Raw genomic sequence first — 24,557 nt, forward strand, 5'->3', positions numbered from 1 at the left:
GAACCTCTGGCTACCCAAGTAAACAGGAGCGACAAAAATGAACGGCTTGAGCGATGTGCGGCTGACGTTACACAGTCAGGAACTGGTGGCAGGGCAGGATAAGGGGCTGCGCAACACGATGTCGCGCAATGCGCCGGCCCACCTGAGCCGCTGGGACCTGTTCTGGTTGCGCCTGCATACACGCAAAGCCTTATTGACGCTGACACCCGAACAGTTGCGTGACATCGGGTTGGACCGGGAGCAGGCGCGGGAAGAGGGGCTCAAGCCGTTCTGGCGGGGTTGAAACGATAAGGAACTTGTGGCGAGGGCGGTTGCTCACGCTGGGTCGTGCAGCAACCCTGAGATTTTGCGGTCGCTGCGCAACCGAGCGGGAGCAAGCTCCCTCGCCACGGTTTTTTGGGTTAAACCAACTCTTTCAACCGGTGCCATAACATTCCCAGCGCCAGCAGCGGCGAGCGCAGGTGCTTGCCGCCAGGGAAGGTCATGTGCGGCACCTGGGCGAACAGGTCGAAACCGCGGCTTTGTTGCCCACTGATAGCTTCGGCCAGCAGTTTGCCGGCCAGGTGCGTGGCGTTCACGCCATGACCGGAGTAGGCCTGGGCGTAATACACGTTGGGTTGGTCCTTGAGCCGGCCGATCTGTGGCAATCGGTTGGCGCCGATACCAATCATCCCGCCCCACTGGTAATCGATCTTCACGTTCGCCAATTGCGGGAACACCTTGAGCATTTTCGGCCGCATGTAGGCGCCGATGTCCTGCGGGTCGCGACCTGAATAATGACAAGCGCCACCGAACAGCAAGCGACGATCCGCCGAGAGACGGTAGTAGTCCAGTGCCACCCGTTGGTCACACACCGCCATGTTCTGCGGTAACAAGGCCTGGGCCTGGGCGTGGCTCAGGGGTTCGGTGGCGATGATGTAGCTGCCGGCGGGCAGCACCTTGCCGCTGAGCTCTGGGTTGAGTCCGTTGAGGTAGGCGTTGCAGCCCAGCACCAGTGTCTTGGCGCGGACCGAACCCTGCCGGGTGTGCACTTTTACTTCGGCGCCATAATCGATGCGGGTGACCGCCGACTGCTCGAACAGCCTGACCCCAAGCTGTTGCGCGGCGGCGGCTTCGCCCAGGGCCAGGTTCAGCGGATGCAGGTGGCCCGAACCCATGTCGATCAGGCCACCGACGTAGCGGTCCGAACCCACCACGCTATGCATTTCGTGTGCTTGCAGGAGCCGGGTCGGGTAGCGATAACCCAAGCTGCGCAGTTCTTCGGCGTCCTCGGCAAAACCTTCCAGGTCGCCGGGCTTGTTGGCGAGGTCGCAGTAGCCCCAGGTCAGGTCGCAGGGGATCTGAAAACGCTCGACACGTTGTCGGACGATTTCCACGGCTTCAAGGCCCATGAGTTTCATCTGACGGACGCCGTCGGAACCGATGACCGGGGCGAATTGCTCCAGGCCATGGCCAACCCCCCGGATCAACTGGCCGCCGTTGCGGCCGCTGGCGCCCCAGCCGATCCTGTGGGCCTCCAGCAGGACCACGCTCATGCCGCGTTCGGCCAGTTCGATGGCGGTGTTCAGCCCGGAAAACCCGCCGCCCACCACGCACACGTCCGCCACGCACTCGCCCTGCAGCAACGGATGGTCCGGTTGCGGCAAGCTGCTGGCGGCGTAATAGGAGGCGGCGTGCGCGTGGCTCGGGACCGGTTGCTGAACACGGGCGTTCATGTGCGTAATCCTGATTGTGGTGTTTGAGAAATTTGACGGAGCATAAGCCGCGGATTCATCCCCGAGCAACAGCGGTCGGCTGGCGGTGTCTGGGATGAGGGTTTTAGGGCAGAATCGTTCTGTGTCCTCGTCGGTAGTCGTTTTCATGAGTTGCAACAGTCAGAAAATCCGCACGCTGCGCCAGCAGATCCCCTCGTTCGAGTGCGTTCCCGGCTGCCACGACTGCTGTGGTCCGGTGACCACCTCGCCGGAGGAAATGGCCCGTTTGCCGCGCAAGACCCGCGCCGAACAGGATGCCGCCCTTGAGGCGCTCGATTGCGTGCACCTGGGGCCCAGCGGTTGCACCGTGTATGACGAGCGACCGCTGGTCTGCCGGCTGTTCGGCACGACGGCGACCTTGCCATGCCCCAACGGGCGGCGACCGGTGGAGCTGATTCATCCTCGGGTCGAGCGGCAGATCCATCAATACATGGCGTCCAATCGCCAGGTGCTGGTCTGACGGTGGGTGAATCCTCGAGTGCCTTTTCGCGAGCCGGCTCGCGAAGGGCCTCAATCCGGAATCGGCAGGCTCAGGCTTTCCTTCACCTCTTCCATCACGATGTAGCTCTTGGATTCGCGCACATGGGGCAGCTTGAGGAGGATGTCCCCCAGTAGCTTGCGGTACGAGGCCATCTCGGAAATCCGTGCCTTCACCAGGTAGTCGAAATCGCCTGACACCAGGTGGCACTCCAGCACGTGGGGCAATTTCAGCACGGCGCGTCGGAATTCTTCAAACGTATCGCCAGACTTGTAGTCGAGGCTGATTTCCACGAACACCAGCAGGCTCCCCTTCAGGTGCTGGGGATTGAGCCGTGCGTTGTAGCCCATGATGATGCCTTCACGCTCCAGGCGCCGCACCCGTTCGGTACAGGGCGTGGTGGACAGGCCGACCTTTTCCCCCAGTTCGGTGAAGGAGATCCGCCCGTCCGCCTGGAGGATGCGCAGGATGTTGCGGTCGATCTTGTCCAGCTCACGCTTGGTCTGGGTATTGGTACGCACAGGTGATGCGCCTCCGTGAAAAGGGTTTTTGCCGAGAATTCTCGCCAAATATAGGCAGTTATATAGTGAAAAGCACTGGCTATTCTTTTTTACACTGCGTCCATCGAAGGTATGTACAACAAAACGTCAGCGGTTATCCGCGATGAGGGCAACAACATGCGCGTTCTGGTCTTGGGTAGCGGCGTCATCGGTACCGTCAGTGCTTACTACCTGGCGCGAGCCGGGTTTGAAGTGGTGGTGGTCGACCGTCAGCCGGCGCCAGCCATGGAAACCAGCTTCGCCAACGCCGGGCAGGTGTCGCCGGGCTACGCCTCACCGTGGGCCGCGCCAGGTGTGCCGCTCAAGGCCATCAAGTGGCTGTTGCAACGCCATGCGCCGCTGGCCATCAAGGCCACTGCCGACATCGACCAGTACCTGTGGATGGCGCAGATGCTGCGTAACTGCACCGCCAGCCGTTATGCCATCAACAAGGAGCGCATGGTCCGCCTCTCCGAGTACAGCCGCGACTGCCTCGATGAGCTGCGTGCCGAAACCGGCATCGCCTACGAAGGCCGGAGCCTGGGTACCACCCAGCTGTTCCGCACCCAGGCCCAGCTCGATGGCGCGGCAAAAGACATCGCGGTGCTCAAAGAGTCGGGCGTGCCTTTCGAAGTGCTCGACCGCGAAGGCATCGCCCGGGTCGAACCGGCCTTGGCCAACGTCACGGACATCCTGGCCGGTGCCTTGCGCCTGCCCAATGACCAGACCGGCGACTGCCAGCTGTTTACCACGCGCCTGGCGGAAATGGCCGTGAAGCTCGGCGTACAGTTCCGCTTCGGCCAGGACATCCAGCGCCTGGACTTCGCCGGCGATCGCGTCAACGGAGTGTGGATCGACGGCAAGCTGGAAACCGCCGACCGCTACGTCCTCGCCCTTGGCAGCTATTCGCCGCAATTGCTCAAACCCCTGGGGATTCGTGCGCCGGTGTATCCACTCAAGGGTTACTCCCTGACCGTCCCGATCACCAACCCGTCGATGGCGCCGACCTCGACCATTCTTGACGAAACCTACAAGGTGGCGATCACCCGTTTCGACAACCGCATTCGCGTGGGCGGCATGGCTGAAATCGCCGGTTTTGACCTGTCCCTCAACCCGCGTCGGCGTGAAACCCTGGAGATGATCGTGGGCGACCTTTATCCTCAGGGCGGCGATCTGGCCCAGGCCAGCTTCTGGACCGGCCTGCGCCCGACCACCCCGGACGGCACGCCGATCGTGGGCGCCACCGCGTTCAAGAACCTGTTCCTGAACACCGGCCATGGCACCCTCGGATGGACCATGGCTTGTGGTTCCGGCCGTCTGCTGGCCGACCTGATGGCGAAGAAAAAGCCGCAGATCAGCGCAGAAGGCCTCGATATTTCCCGTTATGGCAGCCAAAAAAAGGAGTCTGCGAAACATGTCAATCCAGCGCCAGCTCACCAATGACCGCATGAGTCAGGTCGTCGTGCACAACGGCACCGTTTACCTGGCGGGGCAGGTCGGCGACGACATGAGCGCCGGTATTGAACAGCAGACTCGCCAGACCCTGGCCAACATCGAGCGGTTGCTCGACCTGGCCGGGACCGACAAGAGCCGCCTGTTGTCGGTGACGATCTACCTGAAGGACATCGACGCTCACTTCGCCGGCATGAACGCCGTCTGGGACCAATGGCTGCCCAAGGGCACCGCCCCGGCCCGTGCCACGGTGGAAGCCAAGCTGTGCGAGCCGCAAATCTTGGTGGAGTTGTCGGTGGTGGCCGCGCTGCCTTAAGCCTCAGTCAAACAGATCCCTCTTCCGGTGCTGTCGGTGGTTCGCACCCTCGGCCAGCACCGGTTTTTTATTCATGACCGCCTAGAAGCCTGCCGCCATGCGTCCTGCCCGTGCCCTGATCGACCTTCAAGCCCTGCGTCACAATTACCAATTGGCCCGCGAAGTCACCGGGGCCAAGGCCCTGGCGGTGATCAAGGCCGATGCCTATGGGCATGGTGCGGTGCGCTGCGCCGAGGCGCTGCAGGACACGGCCGACGGGTTCGCCGTGGCGTGCATCGAAGAAGCCCTGGAACTGCGTGCCGGCGGGATCCGCGGGCCGATCCTGTTGCTGGAAGGGTTCTTCGAAGCCGATGAGCTGTCGCTGATCATCGAGCATGACTTGTGGTGCGTGGTGCATTCGCTCTGGCAGCTCGAAGCGCTTGAGCAGGCACGGCTGAGCAAACCGATCACGGTCTGGCTCAAACTCGACTCCGGCATGCATCGGGTCGGCTTGCACCCGGCGGACTACCAGGCCGGCTATCGTCGCCTGCTGGCCAGTGGCAACGTGGCGAAGATCGTCCTGATGAGCCATTTCGCCCGGGCCGACGAGCTGCACGATCCCAGCAGCACTCACCAACTGGCAGTCTTCGAAGCGGCTCGCCAAGGGCTGGCGGCGCAGATCAGCCTGCGCAATTCCCCTGCCGTGCTCGGGTGGCCGCAGATGCCGAGCGACTGGGTACGGCCGGGCATCATGCTCTACGGAGCCACGCCGTTCGAGGAGCCCAACGAAGTCGCTGCGCGCCTGCAACCGGTGATGACCCTGGAGTCGAAGATCATCAGCGTGCGCGAATTGCCTGCCGGCGAGCCCGTGGGCTACGGCGCCCGCTTCGTGACCACGCAACCGACCCGGGTCGGGGTGGTTGCCATGGGGTATGCCGACGGCTATCCGCGCCAGGCGCCCACGGGTACGCCGGTGCTGGTGGCGGGGCAGCGCAGCCAACTGGTCGGGCGGGTGTCGATGGACATGTTGTGCGTCGACCTCACCCACGTCCCCCAGGCCGGGCTGGGTTCGACCGTGGAGCTGTGGGGCAGGAACGTGCTTGCCAGCGACGTGGCGAAGGCCGCCGACACGATTCCTTACCAGATTTTCTGCAACCTGCGACGGGTGCCACGGCTCTATTCCGGGCGCTGATGCCCGGCGTGCCCTACCGAAAGTCGCTTCGCCGCACAGGATTCGGGTCAAAGTGTTGTAAATACTGAACGCTGTCGCCATGATAACGCTCACTTTCCACACAACCTGATTCCCTGGAGGCTCCAGCATTGGACGTCGGTGAACGACTGCAATCCATTCGTAAACTCAAAGGCCTTTCCCAGCGTGAACTCGCCAAGCGTGCGGGCGTCACCAACAGCACCATTTCGATGATCGAGAAGAACAGCGTCAGCCCCTCGATCAGCTCGCTGCGCAAGGTCCTTGGCGGGATTCCCATGTCCATGGTCGAGTTTTTCTCCGAGGAAATCCTTCAGGAGAAACCGACCCAGATCGTCTACAAAGCCAACGAACTGATCGACATCTCCGACGGCGCCGTGACCATGAAGCTGGTGGGCCGGGCCCATCCGAGCCGAGCGATCGCCTTCCTGAACGAAATCTACCCGCCTGGCGCCGACACCGGTGAGGAAATGCTCACCCATGAGGGCGAGGAAACCGGGATCCTGGTGGAAGGGCGGCTGGAGTTGGTGGTGGGTCTGGAAACGTTCGTGCTCGAGGCGGGCGACAGCTACTATTTTGAAAGCACCAAGCCTCATCGTTTTCGTAATCCGTTCGATGCGCCGGCGCGACTGATCAGCGCAGCCACACCGGCCAATTTCTAAGGAAAGAGGCGCCAAGCCCACACGGCAGAGGCGCCCGGGGGGGTAAGTGGTCACCACGAACAAGACCCTTGTGACTTTAGGGTTGTTTCAGTGTGACGGGCTTACCGCTATACTTGCGCCCGCCTGCAAACCGTGGCCGCAGGCGTGACTAGCCACCATTGAGGGTGTACGCGTGAACCTAATTATGAAAATGCTGGCTGTACCAGCAACCGCATTGGCCCTATGGGCAGTCAGCGCCCAAGCGGCGACCAACGACGAAATCGCCAAGCGCCTCGAACCCGTCGGCCAGGTCTGCGTTCAGGGGCAGGAATGCAAGGGTATGGAAGTCGCCGCCGCCGCAGGTGGTGCGGGAGGCGCCAAGGCGCCGAAAGACGTGATTGCCAAGCACTGCAATGCTTGCCACGGCACCGGTCTGCTGGGCGCGCCGAAAATTGGCGACAAGGCAGCGTGGAAAGAGCGCGCTGATCATCAGGGCGGGCTCGACGGCATCCTCGCCAAGGCGATTACCGGCATCAACTCCATGCCGCCGAAAGGCACATGCGCCGATTGCACGGATGACGAGCTCAAGGGCGCCATCAAAGAGATGTCCGGCCTGTAATTCGCTGCCACCTGCCACAGGAAAGCCGCTTACGAGCGGCTTTTTTGCGCCTGTGAACAACCCTTGCGAGCGGTTCGGCGCAACCAAGACCCGGCAAGTTCGGTCCAAGCCACATTCAGGGCAATGTCTCGGAGGGTCGGATGGTGCAGTTGTGTTCAATCGAGCAGGCGGTGGAGGACGTGCTTGAGCGCCTGCCCGCCCATATCCACCTCGGCATGCCGCTGGGGCTGGGCAAGCCCAATCTGTTCGCCAATGCGTTGTTCCGGCGCATCGCTGAATTGCCCGAGCGCCAGTTGACGATTTACACGGCCCTGAGCCTGGGGCGGCCGAACCTGGGCGACGGCTTGCAAAAACGCTTCCTCGAACCATTCATCGAGCGGGTTTTCGGCGACTACCCGGAGCTGGATTACCTCTCGGCGCTGCATCAAGGCGACCTGCCGGCCAATATTCGCGTCCAGCAGTTCTTCATGCAGCCCGGCAGCCTGTTGAACAGCGCGCCGGCCCAGCAAGACTACGTCAGCAGCAACTACAGCCACGCGGCCCGGGACATCAATGCCGCCGGGTTGAACCTGGTGGCGCAACTGGTGGCCAGCGACCCACAACACCCGGACCGCCTGAGCCTGAGCTGCAACCCGGACATCACCCTGGACCTGTTGCCCATGATCGCCAAGCGGCGAGCAGCCGGGGAGACCATCCTACTGGTCGGCCAGGTGCACAGCGACTTGCCCTACATGCCGGGTGACGCCGAAGTCGGCATCGACGGCTTCGACCTGCTGATCGACGAGAAAGACAATCACACGCTGTTTTCCACGCCGAACATGCCGGTGGGCTTCCAGGATCACCTGATCGGCCTGCACGCCAGCACGCTGGTGCGTGACGGCGGGACGTTGCAGATAGGCATCGGCGCCATGGGCGATGCATTGACGGCCGCCTTGTTGGCGCGCCAGGCGGACAATGCCGGCTACCAGGCGTTGCTGACGGACCTGAATCTCAGCCAGTGGGCACAATTGATCGAACGCGAAGGTGGGGTGCAGCCGTTCGCCAAAGGGCTGTATGGCTGCAGCGAGATGTTCGTCAACGGTTTGCTGGTCCTGGCGGAAGCCGGGATCATCCGGCGCAAGGTCTACCCCGACGAAGCCACCCAGGAACAGGCCAACGCCGGCACCCTCGACGAGGCCGCGCAACCCGACGGCGTCTGCATACACGGCGGATTCTTCCTCGGCCCGCGCAGTTTCTACCAGCGCCTGCATGAGTTGCCCGATGCCCGGCGGCTCGAATTCAACATGACCCGCATCAGCTACATCAACGAGTTGTACGGCCAGGAGCCGCTCAAGCGACTGCAGCGACTCGACGCACGTTTCATCAACACGGTCTTCACCATGACCCTGCTGGGCGCCGGCGTGGCCGATCAGTTGGAGGATGGGCGAGTGCTCAGTGGCGTGGGCGGGCAGTACAACTTCGTCGCCCAGGGCCATGCACTGGAAGGCGCGCGTTCGATCCTGCTGTTGCGCAGTTGGCGTGAGGCGGGCGGGGAGATCAGCTCGAACATTGTCTGGGAATACGGCCACTGCACGATTCCCCGGCATCTGCGGGACATCGTGGTGACCGAGTACGGTATCGCCGACCTGCGCGGCCAGACCGATGCCGCGGTGATCGAGGCACTGCTGAATATCAGCGATTCACGCTTTCAGCCGGGACTGATCGAACAGGCCCAGAATGCCGGCAAATTACCGAAGGATTTCCGCCTCGATCCACGGTTCGCCGACAACACGCCAGAGCGTTTGCAGGCGATCCAGGCACGGCATCCGAACCTGTTCCCCGAATACCCGCTGGGCTGCGACTTCGATGGGATAGAGCGGGACTTGCTGCGGGCGCTGAACTGGCTCAAGAGCAAGTTCAAGCTCAGCGAGATGCTGGAGCTGGGCAAGGCCGCGCTGGATGCCCCGGAGCCCTCTCTGTACCCCGAGCATCTGGAGCGGATGCAACTGGCGAGCACCGAGGGGCTGAAGGAGGACTTGTTCCAGCGCTTGTTGCTGGCGGGGCTCAAGGCCACTGCACAATAGGGCCTAACCGGGGTCCCCTTGTGGGAGCGGGCTTGCTCGCGAATGCGGAGTTTCAGTCGACATATCTCTGGCTGATACACCGCATTCGCGAGCAAGCCCGCTCCCACAAGGGATAGGCGGTGGGCGATCAGTCGATGAAGGTGACCACGCCACCGGCCAGGGATTTCACCCGGGCCAGGGACTCGACGCGGTAGCCCTGGGCATCCAGTTCCGCACGGCCGCCCTGGAAGGATTTCTCGATCACGATTCCCAGCCCGGCCACGGTGGCGCCGGCTTGCTTGATGATGGAGATCAGCGCCTGGGACGCTTTGCCGTTGGCCAGGAAGTCATCGATGATCAGCACCCGGTCGCTGCTGGTCAGGTGCCGGGGGCTGATGGCGACGGTGCTTTCGGTCTTCTTGGTGAACGAATACACGGTGGCCGACAGCAGGTTTTCCGTCAGGGTCAGCGATTGCTGCTTGCGGGCGAAGATCACCGGCACGCCGAGGTTCAGGCCGGTCATGATCGCCGGGGCAATGCCCGAGGCTTCGATGGTAACGATCTTGGTGATGCCGGAATCCTTGAACAGCGCGGCGAATTCGTCGCCGATCAGCTTCATCAACTGCGGGTCGATCTGGTGGTTCAGGAACGCGTCGACTTTCAGGACTTGATCGGAAAGCACGATGCCGAGTTCGCGGATTTTCTGGTGCAGGGCTTCCATGAAGCCTCCTCTGATGACGCCGGCGGCGCCTGGGGTCAGTAAAAAGTAGTCGATTCTAACGCTTCAACATCGCACGTATATCGGCCAGGGCACTGTTGCCACGCACCACTTTGACTTCCGTCGGCGTGTCGTCGTTGCCTTCCCAGGCCAGGTCGTCCGGCGGCAGTTCATCGAGGAAGCGGCTGGGCGCGCAGTCGATGACTTCGCCATATTGCTTGCGCTTGGCGGCGAAGGTGAAGGCCAGCGTCTGACGAGCCCGGGTAATGCCGACGTAGGCCAGGCGCCGTTCTTCTTCGATGGTGTCGGCTTCGATGCTGGAGCGGTGCGGCAGGATCTCTTCTTCCATGCCCATGATGAACACGTAAGGGAACTCCAGTCCCTTGGACGCGTGAAGCGTCATCATCTGCACGCCCTCGGCGCCGTCTTCCTCTTCCTGCTGGCGCTCAAGCATGTCCCGCAGCACGAGTTTGCCGATGGCGTCCTCGACGGTCATGTCGCCGTCTTCGTCCTTTTCCAGGGTGTTCTTCAACGCCTCGATCAGGAACCACACGTTGCTCATGCGGTAGTCGGCCGCCTTGTCGCTGGAACTGTTGGTGCGCAGCCAGTTCTCGTAGTCGATGTCCATGACCATGCTGCGCAGCGCCGAAATCGGGTCTTCGCCCGCGCACTGCTCGCGGACCTTGTCCATGAAGCGCTTGAACCGCGCCAGGCGATCGGTGAAACGGCTGTCCAGGTGCTCGCCCAGGCCGATCTCGTCGGTGGCGGCGTACATCGAGATCTTTCGCACGGTGGCGTAGTTGCCGAGTTTTTCCAGGGTAGTCGAACCGATTTCCCGGCGTGGGACGTTGATCACCCGCAGGAAGGCGTTGTCGTCGTCCGGGTTCACGATCAGGCGGAAGTAGGCCATCAGGTCCTTCACTTCCTGGCGCCCGAAGAAACTGTTGCCCCCCGACAGGCGATAGGGGATCTGGTGGTGCTGCAGTTTCAGTTCGATCAGCTTGGCCTGGTAGTTGCCGCGATACAGGATCGCGAAGTCGCTGTAGGGCCGGTCGGTGCGCAAGTGCAGGCTGAGGATTTCCATGGCCACGCGTTCGGCCTCGGCGTCTTCGTTGCGGCAGCGGATCACGCGGATTTCGTCACCGTGGCCCATTTCGCTCCACAGTTGCTTTTCGAACTCGTGGGGGTTGTTGGAAATCAGCACGTTGGCGCACCGCAGGATGCGGCTGGTGGAGCGGTAGTTCTGCTCCAGCATCACCACCTTGAGCGACGGGTAGTCTTCCTTGAGCAGCATCAGGTTTTCCGGGCGGGCGCCGCGCCAGGCATAGATCGACTGGTCATCGTCGCCCACCACGGTGAACTGGTTGCGCTTGCCGATCAGCAACTTCACCAGCAGGTACTGGCTGGCGTTGGTGTCCTGGTATTCGTCCACCAGCAGGTAGCGGACCTTGTTCTGCCATTTTTCGAGGATGTCGGCGTGGTCCTGGAACAGCTTGACCGGCAGCAGGATCAGGTCGTCGAAGTCCACCGCGTTGAACGCCTTGAGCGTGCGCTGGTAGTGGGCGTAGACGATGGCGGCAGTCTGTTCCTTGGGGTTGCGGGCGTTTTCCAGGGCTTCTGGCGGCAGCACTAGGTCGTTCTTCCAGCCGCCGATCATGTTCTTGATCTCGTCGACGCCGTCGTCGCCCGAGTATTCCTTCTGCATGATGTCGGTCATCAAGGCCTTGACGTCGGTCTCGTCGAAAATCGAGAAGCCCGGTTTGTAGCCCAGCCGCGCGTGCTCCTTGCGGATGATGTTCAGGCCCAGGTTATGGAACGTGCAGACCGTCAGGCCACGGCCTTCGCCGCTGCGCAGCAGGGTGCCGACCCGCTCCTTCATTTCCCGGGCGGCCTTGTTGGTGAAGGTCATGGCGACGATGTACTGGGCACGGATGCCGCAGTTCTGGATCAGGTGGGCGATCTTGCGGGTGATCACGCTGGTCTTGCCGGAGCCTGCACCGGCGAGCACCAAAAGAGGGCCGCCGACATAGTTCACGGCTTCTTGCTGCCGGGGATTGAGTCGGGACATGACAGGGTCAGGGAGTCGTTTGCAAAATGGGCCGGCATTTTAACAGGCTCACAGAATTGTGCTGCTCTGTCCGACTTGTGACCCCTACAGCATTGTCATTTGCCGCTTCTGCCACTTTAACGCAGGATATGGGGCGAATTTGCGTCTAACGTACGACTTCGCGTAGAAGAAAATCTACCGAAAGCACGTGTTTGAGAACCAGTAGCATTGGTCATTGCCCGTCGGCAGGTCATAATGCCCCGCGCCAACCACCTTGCAGAGTCTAGGGAGTCAGCTTGTCAACGCCTGTCGAACCCTTGCGTTTGCTGTTATTGGCCGAAACGCCTGAGTGGTCAGCGGTCTTGCGCGAGTGCCTGGCACCCATGGGGCCCTCGGTCGTCCTGATCAGCGCACCGAGCTGGGAGTCCGTCAGCAGCCTGTTCGAAGACAATCGCAACGCCGTGCTGCTGACGATCACCGCATTGCAGCCGGCGCCGGGCCGTTGCCGTCTGCCCACGATTCTGTTGCTCGAGCATGAGCCTGCGACGGTCCCAGATGGTGTCAGTGACTGGTTGGTGCGTGATGCCCTCGACACCGCGACCCTGCGCCGTTGCCTACGGCATGTGCGCGAACGCGGGGTACTGGAAAATACCTTGCAGCGCCTCGCCGAGCAGGACCCGCTGACCGGCATCGCCAACCGCCAGGGCTTCCAGACCCTGCTGGCGGCGCGCCTGGCTGAAAACGACGGCCGCGGCCTGGCCCTCGGGCACCTGGACCTGGACAATTTTCGCCACGCCAACGACGCCCTCGGCCACCAGGCCGGTGATCGCCTGATCCTGCAGGTGGTGTCGCGACTCAAGGGCGCGCTCGAGGCCGGTGACCGGCTGGCGCGGCTGGGTAGCGATGAATTCGCCTTGCTGATCGACACCCGGCGCGCGCCGCAGCGGGCCGAGTGGATGGCCGAGCGCATCACCGAGGCCATGGCCGAACCCTACTGGATAGACGGCGAAAGCCTGCTGATCGGCTGTAGCCTGGGCATCGCCCACGCCCGGGCCCAGGCCGGCGCCGATCCGCTGATGTGGCATGCCCACATCGCCATGCAGCAGGCCAAGAGCACCCAGGGCTGTACCTTTCATATCTTCAATGAGCGGATCAACCGCAATGCTCGCAGCCTCGCCGACCTGGAAAGCGAACTGCGCCGGGCGTTGCGTCGCGACGAGCTGGAGTTGCATTACCAGCCCCGGCTGAACCTCGATGGCGGCAACATCGTGGGCCTGGAGGCGCTGGTACGCTGGCGTCACGGGGAACGTGGCCTGCTGCCGCCGAGCGAGTTCGTGCCGCTCGCGGAGCAGAGCGGCCTGATCGTGCCGCTGGGCTACTGGGTGATTTCCCGGGCGCTGCGGGACATGCAGGCACTGCGCGAGCGCGGGCTGGCGCCGTTGCACATGGCGGTCAACCTGTCGTTCCGGCAGTTCCAGGACAGCCAGTTGCTGCCAACCCTGAGCCGGTTGATCGCCGAACGGGGTGTCGAGGCCCAGTGGCTGGAATTCGAACTGACCGAAACCGCCGTGATGCGCCGCAGCGAACTGGTCAGGCAAACCATGGACGCCTTGGGGCGACTGGGCGTGCGCTTCTCCCTGGATGACTTCGGCACCGGGTTCTCTTCGTTCGTGCACCTCAACAGCCTGCCCATTGCCTTGCTCAAGATCGACAAGAGCTTCGTCGGCGGGATGGAGCAACGCGAAGAAAACCGCAAGCTGGTCCACGCCATGATCAACCTGGCTCACAACCTCAAGCTGGAGGTGGTGGCCGAGGGGGTGGAAACCCCGGAACAACTGGATTTGCTGCGGGGCTTCGGCTGCGATCAGGTGCAGGGCTTCCTGATCAGCAAACCGTTGCCGTTGCCCGAACTGGTGGAGTACCTGACGTTCGATGGCAAGTCGACCGAGGTCACGGCTTGATACGATACCCTGTGGGAGCGGGCTTGCTCGCGAATGCGCCGGTTCAGTCAGGGAGACTTTGATTGACACGCCGCATTCGCGAGCAAGCCCGCTCCCACAACGGCTGTCAGTCGACCTGAATGGCCGCGAAACTCTGCGATCCCGACCCGCCCCTGATCATCCGCTTCATCTTCCATTCGAACGCCAGCGTCAAGCTCACGGCTGCACAGGCCAGGCCCAGTGCCAGGCCCCACCAGACACCGGTTGCGCCCCAGTTCAGGTGGAAAGCCATCCACCACGCCGCCGGCGCACCAATCAGCCAATAACAGCCCAGGCCAACCAGGAAGGTGGTCTTGGCGTCCTTGAGCCCGCGAATGCAGCCCATGGCGATGGTTTGCGCGCCGTCGAACAGCTCGAACCACGCCGCCACCGCCAGCAAGCTCACCGCCAGGTTGATCACCTCGGCGAACGCCGGGTCGTTGTGGTCCAGGAACAGGCCGACCAGCGCGTGGGGCAGCAGCCAGAAGACCATGGCGAACGCCAGCATCACCGCCGCGCCGAAGCCGATCCCGACCCGCCCGGCCAGGCGCGCCTTGGGTAACTGCCCGGCGCCATAGTGCTGGCCGATGCGCATGGTGATGGCATAAGACATGCCCGCCGGGACCATGAATGCCACCGAGACGATCTGCAGGGCGATCTGATGCGCCGCCAACGGTGTGCTGCCCATGGTGCCCATGCACAGCGCCGCGAACGCAAAGAGTCCGACTTCCACGGCGTAGGTGCCACCGATCGGCAGGCCCAGGCGCCACAGTTCCCTGAGGTATTGACGGTTGGGGCGAAACAGGCCGTCCAACAACGGGTACGCGCGATAGGCCGGGTGCCGGTGGATGTGCCAGGCCAGCACCAGGGCCATGCCGTTAGCGACGATCGCCGTGACCAGGCCGATGCCCATCAGGCCCAGTTTGGGCAAGCCGAACAGGCCAGTGATGAGGGCGTAGTTGAGCAGGAAATTGGCTACCGTACCGCCGAGGCTGATCACCATCACCGGCGTGGCCCGGCCAATGGCGCTGGTGAAGCCGCGCAGGGCCATGAAACTCAAGTAGCCGGGCAGGGCAAACGGCAGCGCCAGCAGGAACTGGCCGGCGGAAAGCACATTGGTTTCAGTCTGGCCGAACAGCAGCAACACCGGCTTGAGGTTCCACAACAGCAAAGCCGCCACCAGCGCCATCAGCCAGGCCAGCCATAGCCCGGCCTGGGTCAGGCGGGTGGCGCCCTCGATGTCTCCCGCGCCTTGGCGGATCGCTACCAGCGTCCCCACCGCCGCGATCACGCCGATGCAAAAAATCGACACGAACGAGTAACTGGCTGCCCCGAGGCCGCCTCCAGCCAGGGCTTCAGGGCTCAGGCGCGCCATCATCACGGTGTCGGTGAGCACCATCAGCATGTGCGCCAACTGCGAGGCAATCAGCGGCCCCGCCAACCGCAGGATGGCCCAGAGTTCGGTACGCACCGGATGCCGCATGATCATCACGCTCCCTGTTCGAATGAGGCAGTAAAGCAACGATTCTCGGCGTTCACGACGGTCTGCACAAAAGGATAAAAACGATCGCTGACATGATTAAAACTCATGCAACTGAAGTTCTGTTAGGGTGTGCCAATCGCTCCCGGAGTTTTTCCCTTGTCTCGTCGTCTTCCCCCTCTTTATGCGCTGCGGGCATTCGAAGCGGCGGCGCGGTACAGCTCGTTCACTCGCGCCGCTGAGGAGCTGTCGATTACCCAGAGCGCGGTCAGCCGGCATATTCGTACGCTGGAGGAGCATTTCGCCTGTCGCTTGTTTCATCGCAGCGGGCGCAACCTGCAACTGACCGAAGCGGCGCGGTTGCTGCTGCCGGGTGTGCGCGACGGCTTCATGGCCTTGGAGCGGGCGTGCCATACCTTGCACGGTGAAGACGGCATCTTGCGGATGAAGGCGCCTTCGACCCTGACCATGCGCTGGCTATTGGCGCGCTTGAGCCGCTTCCGGCATTTGCAGCCCGGCAACGAAGTGCAACTGACCAGCGCCTGGATGGACATCGATGCGGTGGACTTCAACACCGAGCCGTTCGATTGCGCGGTCTTGCTGGGCAACGGGCATTTTCCCGTGGACTGGGAGGCCAGCCTGTTGTTTCCCGAGGAACTGATTCCGGTGGGCGCGCCGAATCTGCTGAACGATCAACCCTGGGATGTGCAGCGACTGGCCAAGGCCGAGTTGCTGCACCCCACGCCGGATCGCCGAGACTGGCGCAGTTGGCTGGAGCGCATGGGCTTGTCCGACCAGGTGTCGCTCAAGGGCGGACAAGTGTTCGACACCCTGGAGTTGGGCATGATTGCCGCCGCGCGTGGGTACGGTGTCTCCATGGGGGATCTGCTGATGGTGGCCGAGGATGTGGCCCAGGGGCGCTTGAGTCTGCCCTGGCCGACCGCTGTCGCCAGCGGTGAGCACTATTACCTGGTGTGGCCGAAAACCCGCCCGGGAGGTGACCGTTTGCGGCGGCTCAGTGACTTTCTCCAGAGCGAGGTCAAGGCCATGCAACTGCCTGCGGTGGAGCGTCTTGGCTGAAACGTTGCACTTCAGGGGCTAGCCACTTGGCATTATTCCTTCCAGATCGCTCAAGTATTCGGTGGCGCTGCCGAATCCGTGAACATGGAACCCTCGTTCAGAAAGGGCAAACCACCTACCTTATTTCGAAATAATGCCGAGCGTGCGACGTGATCAGGATGATCCAGAGTCTCGGCCAGGAGCCGTCATGTCCCAACCCCGTGCCCGGATCGCCTCACAGCTAGGCCTTGCCCTCGCCGTGATACTGGCGATCGTGATCTCCGGCAGTACCGTCTTCGCCTTGCGCTCGCTGGACACCGCCAACCTCGCCACCCGTGAAGAACACCTGGCCAGCGAAGCGCGCCTGATGGCCGACCAGCTCAATACGTTCCACGGCACCTTGCGTGAGAGCACGCAGCGTTTGGCCGGCCTGTTCGAAAAACGCTTCAGCGCGGGCCTGAGCGTGCACCCGGACCAGTCGGTGACCGTGGCAGGCGTGCAGACCCCCGGCTTGGACCTGGGCGGCGAAATGCTGAACAACAACTTCAAGGAAGTTGACGAGTTCAAGCAGATGACCGCCGGTACCGCCACGATATTCGTGCGCAGCGGCGACGACTTCATCCGCATCAGCACGTCGGTGGCCAAGCAGGACGGTTCGCGCGCCATCGGCACCGTGCTCGATCATGCCAGCCCGGCCTACGCCCGCCTGATGGGTGGGCAGAGCTACATCGGCCGTGTCCTGCTGTTCGGTCGTTACTACATGACCCAGTACAGCCCGGTCCGTGACAGCAGCGGCAAGATCATCGCCGCGCTCTATGTGGGGTTCGACTACACCGACGCGCAGAACGCGCAGTTCGAGAACCTCAAGCGTTTCCGCATCGGCAAGACCGGCTCGCTGGCCCTGCTGGATGAGCAAAACAAATGGCTGGTGCCACCGGCGGGCGTCCAGGCGCTCGATTCGGCGGTGACGACGGTCGTGGGCCTGGTGAAAACGCCGGGCAAGGGCGCGTTCTGGAGCGACACCGCCGAAGATTTCTACAGCGTCGCGGTGCCGTTCGAAGGCGGACCGTGGGCGGTCGTGGCGAGCATGCCGAAGGCTGAGATTCGCGAAGTGACCTGGAGCGTCGGCACGCAACTGGCCATTGGCAGCTTGCTGGCGATGTTGCTGGCGGTCGGCGCGGCGATGTGGCTGCTGCGCAGCAAGCTGGCCCCCCTGGGTGACCTGGTGCGCCAGGCCGAAGCGTTGGGTGCCGGCGACCTGAGCGTGCGCCTGAACGTGTCCAGTCACGACGAAATCGGCCAACTGGCCCGTGCGTTCAATCAGATGAGCCAGGCCCTGTCGACCATGGTCGAGCACATCCGCAAGGCCTCCCAGGAGGTCAACAGCCGGGCCCAGGCCCTGTCGGGCTTGTCCAGCGGTGCGTACGAGGGGATGGAGCAGCAGTCCGGCGAAATCACCAGCATGGCCGGCGCGGTGGAGGAATTCAGCGCTACGTCGTTGAACATTGCCGACAACATGGGCAACACCGAACGCCTGGCCCAGGAAAACGCCCAGCAGACGCGGATCGGCCGGACCTCGATGGATGAAGCCTCTTCGTCCCTGGAGCAGATCGCCGGCGCGCTGAACAGCACCGCCACGGTCATCAATACCCTGGGCCAGCGTTCCCAGGAAATCGGCGGCATTGTTGGCGTGATCACTTCGATCGCCGAGCAGACCAACCTGCTGGCCCTGAACGCCGCCATCGAAGCCGCCCGTGCCGGCGAGCAGGGGCGTGGGTTTGCCGTGGTGGCGGATGAAGTCCGTAGCCTGGCGTCTCGTACCCGGCAGGCCACGGACGAGATTTCCGGCATGATCAACAGCATCCAGCAGGAAACCGGCAACGCCATCAGCACCATGGAGCAAGGCAACCTGCTCATGCAGGAAGGCCTGTCGCGTAACGCCAACGTTGCTTCGGCCCTGGCACGCATCGACGAGCAGAGCCGCTCGGCTGGTCAGCAATTCGCCGCCATCACCACCGCCACCCAGGAACAAAGCAGCACCGCGACCTTGCTCAGCAGCAACTTGCAGAGCATCGCCATGGCCAACAGTGAGCAACGCCAGGTCGTCTCCAACCTGGCCCTCACCGCCAAGGAACTGGAAAAACTGGCCCAGGACCTGCGCCAAGAGGTTGATCGGTTCCGCTGAACCCTGGCGCCTGCCGCGAGCAAGCGTGCTCCCGATCACTGCTGTCCAGTGGGGGAGCGAGCCTGCTCGCGAAGGCAGCGTTATGGTCAGCCTCTGCTTTTGCGGAGTCCTCGCTGTCGCGAGCAGGCTCGCTCCCCTCCGTTACGATGCTTTCCTTTTTTGGGGTTATGCGCGTTTTTAGGCTTGCTGAAACGTTTCTTCAAGTCTATAAAAACCGCACAACTCCAATAAAAGGCCAAGTCCATGACTCCGCTCAAACTGTTCGTCACCCTCGGCGCCTTGGGCGCTGCATCCCATGCCATGGCGTGGGACTACGTCCTGCTGGACACCGATAAAGCCGCTCAACCCTGGCAAGTCACCAGCCAGCAGTTGGGCGTGAAGACCGACAAACCCTTTTCCGTGACGATGCGCACCTTGCACGGTGGTCGCCAGGAAGGCGTCAGCGTTGTCGACATCGACAACGGCACCCTGAAGCTTTCTGTCGTGCCGACCCGGGGCATGAACGTGCTGCAGGCCTCGGTGGGGAGTGTGCGCATGGGCTGGGACTCTCCGGTCAAGGAAGTCGTCAACCCGGCCTTCATCGAGCTCAACGGCCGCGGCGGGTTGGGCTGGCTCGAAGGTTTCAACGAGCTGGTCACCCGCTGCGGCTACGAGTGGGTCGGCCACCCCGGCACGGATAACGGCGAGCTGCTGACCCTGCATGGTCGCGCTGCCAACATCCCGGCCAACAAGGTCACGTTGCACATCGATGAAAAACCGCCTTACGCCATCACCCTGCGGGGTGAGTTGAAGGAGCAGGCGTTCAAGAAGGTCGACTTCTCGGTACAGACCGAACTGGTGACCGAGCCCGGCAGCGTGACGTTCGCGCTCAGCGACACGCTCACCAACAACGGTGATTATCCGAAGGAATACCAGGCCCTGTACCACAGCAATTTCAGCACCCCATTCCTGGAGCAGGGTGCGCGGTTCGCGGCCCCGGTCAAGCAGGTCTCGCCGTTCAACGACAAGGCCAAGGGCGACCTGGCCGATTGGCAGACCTACCGCGCACCCACCAAGGATTACGATGAAACCGTCTACAACGTCGTGCCCTACGCCGACGCCAAGGGCGACACGCTCACCGTGCTGCACAACAAGGCCGGCAGCCTCGGTGTTTCGGTGGGCTTCAACACCGCCACGCTCCCGGTGTTCTCCCTGTGGAAAAACACCGACACCCAAGGCCAGGGCTACGTGACCGGGCTGGAGCCAGGTACCAGTTTTTCCTATAACCGCCACTATCAACGCCCGCTGGGCCTGGTGCCGACCATCGGGCCAAAAGAACACCGGCAGTTCCAGATCCACTACAGCCTGCTGGCGGACAAGGGTGCCGTGGACAAGGCCCTCAAGCGCATCGAGACCATCCAGAACGGCCAGAAGACCGAGGTGCGCGAAACGCCGCTGGTGGACCTGACCAAGCCCTGATGCGGCTCACGCTGTCGCGGGGCGGTACTGCAACGCTTCAGCCAGGTGCTCACGGCGAATGTTCACCGCCTGCTCAAGGTCGGCCAGTGTCCGGGCGACCTTGAGCAGACGGTGCGCCGCCCGCAGCGAAAGGGTCAGCCGTTCGCAGGCGGTTTCCAGCCAGGCTTCGTCGGGTGTGGATAACGTGCAATGCCGGCGCAGCCCCGGCAGGTCCAGGAAGGCATTGGCACAACCCTGGCGTCGGTGCTGCTGTTCTCGCGCCTGGGCCACCTGCCCGGCGACGCTGGCAGTGTCGTCGGTGGATTCGCGCTTGGGGTTCAGGGCCGTGGCTTCCCGGGCTACGGTCAGGTGCAGGTCGATGCGGTCCAGCAACGGGCCCGAGAGTTTGTTGCGATAGCGCTGCACCATGTCCGGCGTGCAGGCGCAACGGCCGCTGGGTTCGCCCAGGTAGCCGCAGGGGCAAGGATTCATCGCCGCCACCAATTGGAAGCGAGCGGGAAAACGCACCCGGTCACGGGCGCGGGATACCACGATGTGCCCCGACTCCAACGGCTCCCTCAACACTTCCAGGACCTTGCGGTCGAACTCCGGCATTTTGCTGTTTAGCGATTTTTCAGCAAATGTTGTCAGTGATAGAGGAACGCTTTTTCAGTGTTAGCAGGGGTGTGGAGCTATTAGCAGACACAACATTTTTAAGTTTTCGAAGGACAAACCTCTGAAATTCCTGCGTCCATGCTCAGAAATCGAATTGAGCCACAAGTCATCTGGGCAAGCTATTGACCTACGAGCACCATGCTGAAAACCTCATCACATGGATATAAATCCATGCCATCCCCCTAGGCTACCCCTTGCAACCGCTTACATTTCCCAGTGCTGATGCGGTCAAGACAGATGACCATCGGCATAAAGCGAGTAATGGAAATTTTGGAATGTGCATTTTTTGCACTTTACTAATCGTCCTCAGTTGTCCTGACTGTGAGAGAGTGAGCATCACACCGCGTCCTTTGCCATCCGTCGCTGTACAAAAGCCTAGCCTTTGCACCGCAGATTTCGCAGACACGTGTCGAGTGATGTTCTGCAAACGCGATCAACTGGCGCGCTTCAGGTTCACGGCTCGATACCATGACTCGTAACGTCCCAAATTTTTCCGTCACACTTAGCAGGAAAGTAGGTGCCTTTCCTTCGCGCCGATTAGCTTCAGCGAGAAGAAAGCAAAGAGTGCCGACAACGTCGAGCCATCCCTCACCACAGTCAAACGTGAACATGCTGGTGTGCTGACCGTTAAACGCGTCAGGGTAGCGTTTCTGGAGATCCCCTATGAGGTCCACTTGCGTAGTCATATCGGTGTTCCATTAGCAGTTGTGAGATCTACGAAAACCGTGATTACAAATGGAGATCACTATTCATGGCTTGTGATTTTCACACCATTTCGCTTCAGCACCTCTACCGTTTCATGAACGAAAGCGTTCATCTGGCTCATGTACTTTGGGTCAGGTTTGGGCCCAAGAAGCTCACGCTTTAGCGCCTTTCCTGTGAGCCTTACAGACTCAGTCTTCGTCCTTTCAGGACGCCTTTTTGCCAAACGGGCATTCCCTGCTGTAGGGCTAGGCATATAAAAGCTCGTGGTGGTCTGGTTTCTTGGATTGAGCTTGTAGTCAGCTTGGTAAAAATCGCTCAAGTAAGTCCAGCCAAGTGGTGTGAAGGATAAAATTCCGTAAATGCTTCCGCTTCTAGTGGTAACCCACAGACTGTCGCCAAGAGCATGGATTTGGACGATATCAGAAGTCTCAATTCGGTGGCCGTCAGCGAATTTCCCAGACGGCTCGGCATTCACATGGCTCCAGATTTCTCCCGCCAACATTAAAGGCGGTTCGACGTGAGCATTCGTGACAAAGCCCGTAAACGCCACGTCACTGGCGTCAGCTTTTAGCTTTAATATAGCTGCGTCGATTTTGTCATTCATGTCATTACACCCATCGAACGAGTTGTAAGCGAAGGCCTGTGTGTTCCGTAATGCCCAAATCTGGGCGCAAACAGAGAAAACCAGGCCAAAGTGATAAGGCAGCCAATCGTAAAGATATATCTTAACTTCGCCTATCGTTGATTCCAAAATACCCTACGCGCCTGTCCAATGCTAGCTTTGGTTCTAGGCAGCTATCGATGGATTTCAATGAGGCATTTGGCCGTGCTGTGCAGGCTTTACGCCTTAGCAGGGGGCTTACGCAAAAAGATTTTCTTGGTGTGCTATCGATTCAGTACTTATCAGACATTGAGAGAGGAAAACGCGCGCCGTCGATTGCTGTGTTGGCTCAGCTCTGTGAGCGACTTGAAGTGCATGAGGCTGTCCCGGTGATCTTGGCTAAGCATTTTATGCGTCCATCAGAGCCCTTGATTCAAACGCTGCGGGAAATTGAGAGACAGGTAGGTTTCGCAGGATTCATCGATCCTAGCGCAAAGTGAAAGCACCCATTGTGCTATGACACACATCGTTTTATGTCGCATGGCCTTCTTCGGCATGGCTGAATATTTCTAGCTCCACAGTCTATGTAGTCTGGACATGACGTCATCTCAAACTAGATAAGCGCCCTATCGTTTGCGATATGTGTAACTGCATTCGACTTGACCAGTCATTTCCATTCCTTCTAACCAGTCGATTGCATTCGGCACTGATTACAGCTCGTAGATCCGACAAAGGTCACGCTGAATTGGCGCCACAAGTAAGAGCGTCCAACCCCCTTTCGGCAAGAGGTTGGTAGGGGTTTGCTTTTGAAGGGCCACTCGCACTTGATCTCGCTGGTCGAGGCCCATTCAGAAGGGTTGCGCTGGACTAAATGTACTGATTGATTTCACTGAAAGGCACGGGCGGTTTCGGCTGATGAGTCGCATCCAGCGCAATGCGCCAGTACCCGACGTCATGCCACGCATCTTGCTTGAATCCTACTTCTGGATAAGTACCGATGTGAGCGAAGCCCAGCGCTTCGTGCAACCCTATGCTGCCCTCGTTGGGCAGTGCGATCCCGGCGTAGGCTGCGTGAAAACCTTGCCTCTTCAGTGTCGGCAGCAATACTTCGTAAAGAGCCCTGCCAACACCGCGACGGTGCGCTTCTGGCGAGATATAAACGGTGACGTCGACCGACCAGCGATACGCCTCACGAGCACGATGCTGACTGGCGTATGCATAGCCGATGACCTGACCGTCTCGCTCTGCTACCAGATACGGATAAGTCGGCAAAGTCGACTCAATCCGCTTGGCCATCTCTTCGACTGAAGGCGGCTCAAGCTCGAACGAAATCGCAGTACTCTCAACCATTGGTGCATAGATTGCCTGGATGGCTTGCGCGTCCGAAACATGCGCAATCCTTACTGTAGCGTTGCTCATCCTCTATTCCCTTAGTGGCTCAAATCGACCTTTGATTGACGCGTTTCGAGAGTGCCTCGGCGCTTTCCTTACGCTCCGAGTAGCGATCTACCAAATACGTTTCCCGGCCCCGAACCATTAGCGTGAACTTCATTAGCTCCTCCATCACGTCCACCACGCGGTCGTAGTACGCAGATGGCTTCATACGGCCTGCGTCGTCGAACTCCAGGAAGGTCTTGGGTACTGATGACTGGTTTGGGATGGTGATCATCCGCATCCAGCGCCCGAGTATCCGCAGTTGGTTTACCGTGTTAAAGGACTGTGATCCACCGCAGACCTGCATGACGGCCAGCGTCTTGCCTTGGCTGGGCCGGACAGCACCCATCGTGAGTGGAATCCAGTCGATTTGGGCTTTGAACACAGCAGACATCGCGCCGTGGCGCTCTGGCGAACACCACACCTGTCCCTCCGACCATAGAACCAGATCCCTTAGCTCTTTGACCTTTGGATGGTCTTCCGGAGCGTCATCAGGTAGAGGCAGACCCGAGGGATCAAAGATCACGGCTTCGGCTCCGACTAGGGTCAGGATGCGTGCTGCCTCTTGGGTCAGTAGCCTGCTGAAAGAGCGCTCACGGGTTGAACCATACAACAACAAAATACGTGGCTTATGGGCCAAATGATCGTGGCCCTGAAGCAGATTCATTGAGGGGATATCAACCAGTGACAGATCCAGATTTGGAAGATCCGGACTAATATCCGTGGAGAATTCGTCCATTACAGCTCACCTATTCGATCTAACTCGCGCTTTAGTTCCTGCGGTGAAAGCGCGGAATGATCCAGACTGAAGAATGCCTCGAAACGCTTTCTGATCTGGTCGACGGTCGCGCCAAATGCGGCCTGGATTTCGCTGTCTGTTCCTTCCACATCCGAAGGGTCGGCAAGACCCCAGTGGCTTTTGACAGCAGGTCCAAAATAGACCGGGCATGGTTCGCCCCCGGCCTTGTCACAGACGGTGATCACAACATCTGGTGGTGAATACGAAAAGACCTCTGAGCCTTTGCTGTAAAGATCTGCGGTGTCGATACCCAGCGCTCGCAGCGTGCTGACGGCGCGTGGATTCAGTTGCCCGCTTGGGAAGCTGCCTGAACTTACGGCGGTAAAGCCGCTCGGCGCGAGATGGTTGAACAGCCCCTCCGAGAGAACGCTACGACAACTGTTGGCCGTGCACATAAATAGTATTTTCATG

General features: G+C 61.0%; 22 protein-coding genes and 2 pseudogenes. 13 read left to right on the top strand and 11 right to left on the bottom strand.

Translation table 11 applies throughout. The features are described 5' to 3' along the window. The first annotated feature begins 37 nt into the window (after positions 1-37). Complete coding sequence (locus tag VM99_02240; protein ID AKJ96927.1) at positions 38-283, top strand: hypothetical protein; 246 nt, start codon at positions 38-40, stop codon at positions 281-283. A 118-nt stretch (positions 284-401) separates the two neighbouring features. On the opposite strand, the gene VM99_02245 is transcribed toward VM99_02240, so the two are convergent. Continuing rightward, complete coding sequence (locus VM99_02245; GenBank protein AKJ96928.1) at positions 402-1,715, bottom strand: FAD-dependent oxidoreductase; 1,314 nt, start codon at positions 1,713-1,715, stop codon at positions 402-404. Positions 1,716-1,860: 145 nt separating this feature from the next. Here VM99_02245 and VM99_02250 point away from each other — a divergent pair, with 145 nt between their 5' ends. Next, positions 1,861-2,214, top strand: a complete 354-nt coding sequence (locus VM99_02250) for a Fe-S oxidoreductase (protein AKJ96929.1) — start codon at positions 1,861-1,863, stop codon at positions 2,212-2,214. 50 nt (positions 2,215-2,264) lie between these two features. Here VM99_02250 and VM99_02255 read toward each other — a convergent pair whose 3' ends face one another. Then, positions 2,265-2,753, bottom strand: coding sequence for an AsnC family transcriptional regulator (locus VM99_02255; protein ID AKJ96930.1), 489 nt, complete (start codon positions 2,751-2,753; stop codon positions 2,265-2,267). 156 nt (positions 2,754-2,909) lie between these two features. Between VM99_02255 and VM99_02260 the strand changes: the two genes are divergently transcribed. The 6 genes from VM99_02260 to VM99_02285 all read left to right on the top strand — a co-directional run bounded on the left by VM99_02260 (position 2,910) and on the right by VM99_02285 (position 9,048). Further along, complete coding sequence (locus VM99_02260; protein ID AKK01671.1) at positions 2,910-4,214, top strand: amino acid dehydrogenase; 1,305 nt, start codon at positions 2,910-2,912, stop codon at positions 4,212-4,214. Beyond that, positions 4,186-4,539: a cytochrome C2 gene (locus tag VM99_02265; GenBank protein ID AKJ96931.1), complete on the top strand. Its 354-nt coding sequence runs from the start codon at positions 4,186-4,188 to the stop codon at positions 4,537-4,539. The genes VM99_02260 and VM99_02265 overlap by 29 nt, the downstream gene beginning before the upstream one ends. Before the next feature lie 97 nt (positions 4,540-4,636). After that, on the top strand, positions 4,637-5,710 hold the full coding sequence (gene alr / locus VM99_02270) for an alanine racemase (GenBank protein AKJ96932.1): 1,074 nt from the start codon (positions 4,637-4,639) through the stop codon (positions 5,708-5,710). A 128-nt stretch (positions 5,711-5,838) separates the two neighbouring features. Further along, complete coding sequence (locus VM99_02275) at positions 5,839-6,387, top strand: XRE family transcriptional regulator (GenBank protein ID AKJ96933.1); 549 nt, start codon at positions 5,839-5,841, stop codon at positions 6,385-6,387. Between the two features lie 184 nt (positions 6,388-6,571). Then, positions 6,572-6,985, top strand: coding sequence for a cytochrome C (locus VM99_02280; protein AKJ96934.1), 414 nt, complete (start codon positions 6,572-6,574; stop codon positions 6,983-6,985). A 140-nt stretch (positions 6,986-7,125) separates the two neighbouring features. Beyond that, positions 7,126-9,048 carry an acetyl-CoA hydrolase gene (locus VM99_02285; protein AKJ96935.1) on the top strand — a complete coding sequence of 641 codons (1,923 nt, stop codon included), beginning with the start codon at positions 7,126-7,128 and terminating at the stop codon, positions 9,046-9,048. Positions 9,049-9,175: 127 nt separating this feature from the next. Here the strand turns inward: VM99_02285 and VM99_02290 are convergent, their stop codons facing one another. Continuing rightward, complete coding sequence (locus tag VM99_02290; protein AKJ96936.1) at positions 9,176-9,748, bottom strand: xanthine phosphoribosyltransferase; 573 nt, start codon at positions 9,746-9,748, stop codon at positions 9,176-9,178. A gap of 55 nt (positions 9,749-9,803) precedes the next feature. Then, positions 9,804-11,813 carry an ATP-dependent DNA helicase Rep gene (locus VM99_02295; GenBank protein AKJ96937.1) on the bottom strand — a complete coding sequence of 670 codons (2,010 nt, stop codon included), beginning with the start codon at positions 11,811-11,813 and terminating at the stop codon, positions 9,804-9,806. A gap of 275 nt (positions 11,814-12,088) precedes the next feature. Here VM99_02295 and VM99_02300 point away from each other — a divergent pair, with 275 nt between their 5' ends. Continuing rightward, the gene (locus tag VM99_02300) at positions 12,089-13,753 is read left to right on the top strand and encodes a diguanylate cyclase (GenBank protein AKJ96938.1); all 1,665 of its coding nucleotides are present in this window, start codon (positions 12,089-12,091) and stop codon (positions 13,751-13,753) included. Between the two features lie 106 nt (positions 13,754-13,859). On the opposite strand, the gene VM99_02305 is transcribed toward VM99_02300, so the two are convergent. Next, complete coding sequence (locus tag VM99_02305) at positions 13,860-15,254, bottom strand: multidrug transporter (GenBank protein ID AKK01672.1); 1,395 nt, start codon at positions 15,252-15,254, stop codon at positions 13,860-13,862. 156 nt (positions 15,255-15,410) lie between these two features. Between VM99_02305 and VM99_02310 the strand changes: the two genes are divergently transcribed. The 3 genes from VM99_02310 (at position 15,411) to VM99_02320 (ending at position 19,953) form a co-directional block, all read left to right on the top strand. Then, on the top strand, positions 15,411-16,331 hold the full coding sequence (locus VM99_02310) for a LysR family transcriptional regulator (protein AKJ96939.1): 921 nt from the start codon (positions 15,411-15,413) through the stop codon (positions 16,329-16,331). 187 nt (positions 16,332-16,518) lie between these two features. Beyond that, positions 16,519-18,495 carry a chemotaxis protein gene (locus tag VM99_02315; GenBank protein AKJ96940.1) on the top strand — a complete coding sequence of 659 codons (1,977 nt, stop codon included), beginning with the start codon at positions 16,519-16,521 and terminating at the stop codon, positions 18,493-18,495. 243 nt (positions 18,496-18,738) lie between these two features. After that, positions 18,739-19,953 carry a thioredoxin gene (locus VM99_02320; protein AKJ96941.1) on the top strand — a complete coding sequence of 405 codons (1,215 nt, stop codon included), beginning with the start codon at positions 18,739-18,741 and terminating at the stop codon, positions 19,951-19,953. Positions 19,954-19,959: 6 nt separating this feature from the next. Here VM99_02320 and VM99_02325 read toward each other — a convergent pair. The 3 genes and pseudogenes from VM99_02325 to VM99_02335 all read right to left on the bottom strand — a co-directional run bounded on the left by VM99_02325 (position 19,960) and on the right by VM99_02335 (position 21,916). After that, positions 19,960-20,559 (bottom strand): annotated as a pseudogene (locus VM99_02325) (magnesium chelatase). Positions 20,560-20,903: 344 nt separating this feature from the next. Further along, on the bottom strand, positions 20,904-21,293 hold the full coding sequence (locus tag VM99_02330) for a hypothetical protein (GenBank protein ID AKJ96942.1): 390 nt from the start codon (positions 21,291-21,293) through the stop codon (positions 20,904-20,906). A gap of 59 nt (positions 21,294-21,352) precedes the next feature. Further along, positions 21,353-21,916 (bottom strand): hypothetical protein, encoded by a 564-nt coding sequence (locus VM99_02335; protein ID AKK01673.1) that lies wholly within the window; start codon positions 21,914-21,916, stop codon positions 21,353-21,355. 197 nt (positions 21,917-22,113) lie between these two features. Between VM99_02335 and VM99_02340 the strand changes: the two are divergent. Continuing rightward, positions 22,114-22,299, top strand: a pseudogene (locus VM99_02340) (hypothetical protein). A gap of 481 nt (positions 22,300-22,780) precedes the next feature. On the opposite strand, the gene VM99_02345 reads toward VM99_02340, so the two are convergent. The 3 genes from VM99_02345 to VM99_02355 are packed head-to-tail and all read right to left on the bottom strand — an operon-like array spanning position 22,781 to position 24,556. Beyond that, positions 22,781-23,332 (bottom strand): acetyltransferase, encoded by a 552-nt coding sequence (locus tag VM99_02345; protein ID AKJ96943.1) that lies wholly within the window; start codon positions 23,330-23,332, stop codon positions 22,781-22,783. A gap of 19 nt (positions 23,333-23,351) precedes the next feature. After that, on the bottom strand, positions 23,352-24,086 hold the full coding sequence (locus tag VM99_02350; GenBank protein ID AKJ96944.1) for an NADPH-dependent FMN reductase: 735 nt from the start codon (positions 24,084-24,086) through the stop codon (positions 23,352-23,354). Next, a complete protein-coding gene (locus tag VM99_02355; protein AKJ96945.1) occupies positions 24,086-24,556 on the bottom strand; it encodes an ArsC family transcriptional regulator in 471 nt (156 codons plus the stop codon). Before VM99_02355 ends, VM99_02350 begins: the two co-directional genes overlap by 1 nt. Position 24,557: the final 1 nt, after the last annotated feature.

Source organism: Pseudomonas chlororaphis (assembly GCA_001023535.1).
Taxonomy (GTDB): domain Bacteria; phylum Pseudomonadota; class Gammaproteobacteria; order Pseudomonadales; family Pseudomonadaceae; genus Aquipseudomonas; species Aquipseudomonas chlororaphis_E.

Bases quoted from the DNA above. Each gene is read 5' to 3' on its own strand.
- VM99_02280 (AKJ96934.1), top strand. From the start codon at position 6,572: ATGAAAATGCTGGCTGTACCAGCAACCGCATTGGCCCTATGGGCAGTC.
- VM99_02320 (AKJ96941.1), top strand. From the start codon at position 18,739: ATGACTCCGCTCAAACTGTTCGTCACCCTCGGCGCCTTGGGCGCTGCA.
- VM99_02285 (AKJ96935.1), top strand. From the start codon at position 7,126: ATGGTGCAGTTGTGTTCAATCGAGCAGGCGGTGGAGGACGTGCTTGAG.
- alr (AKJ96932.1), top strand. From the start codon at position 4,637: ATGCGTCCTGCCCGTGCCCTGATCGACCTTCAAGCCCTGCGTCACAAT.
- VM99_02290 (AKJ96936.1), bottom strand. From the start codon at position 9,748: ATGGAAGCCCTGCACCAGAAAATCCGCGAACTCGGCATCGTGCTTTCC.
- VM99_02260 (AKK01671.1), top strand. From the start codon at position 2,910: ATGCGCGTTCTGGTCTTGGGTAGCGGCGTCATCGGTACCGTCAGTGCT.
- VM99_02345 (AKJ96943.1), bottom strand. From the start codon at position 23,332: ATGAGCAACGCTACAGTAAGGATTGCGCATGTTTCGGACGCGCAAGCC.
- VM99_02355 (AKJ96945.1), bottom strand. From the start codon at position 24,556: ATGAAAATACTATTTATGTGCACGGCCAACAGTTGTCGTAGCGTTCTC.
- VM99_02250 (AKJ96929.1), top strand. From the start codon at position 1,861: ATGAGTTGCAACAGTCAGAAAATCCGCACGCTGCGCCAGCAGATCCCC.
- VM99_02315 (AKJ96940.1), top strand. From the start codon at position 16,519: ATGTCCCAACCCCGTGCCCGGATCGCCTCACAGCTAGGCCTTGCCCTC.
- VM99_02240 (AKJ96927.1), top strand. From the start codon at position 38: ATGAACGGCTTGAGCGATGTGCGGCTGACGTTACACAGTCAGGAACTG.
- VM99_02350 (AKJ96944.1), bottom strand. From the start codon at position 24,086: ATGGACGAATTCTCCACGGATATTAGTCCGGATCTTCCAAATCTGGAT.
- VM99_02305 (AKK01672.1), bottom strand. From the start codon at position 15,254: ATGCGGCATCCGGTGCGTACCGAACTCTGGGCCATCCTGCGGTTGGCG.
- VM99_02295 (AKJ96937.1), bottom strand. From the start codon at position 11,813: ATGTCCCGACTCAATCCCCGGCAGCAAGAAGCCGTGAACTATGTCGGC.
- VM99_02335 (AKK01673.1), bottom strand. From the start codon at position 21,916: ATGAATGACAAAATCGACGCAGCTATATTAAAGCTAAAAGCTGACGCC.
- VM99_02330 (AKJ96942.1), bottom strand. From the start codon at position 21,293: ATGACTACGCAAGTGGACCTCATAGGGGATCTCCAGAAACGCTACCCT.
- VM99_02245 (AKJ96928.1), bottom strand. From the start codon at position 1,715: ATGAACGCCCGTGTTCAGCAACCGGTCCCGAGCCACGCGCACGCCGCC.
- VM99_02265 (AKJ96931.1), top strand. From the start codon at position 4,186: ATGTCAATCCAGCGCCAGCTCACCAATGACCGCATGAGTCAGGTCGTC.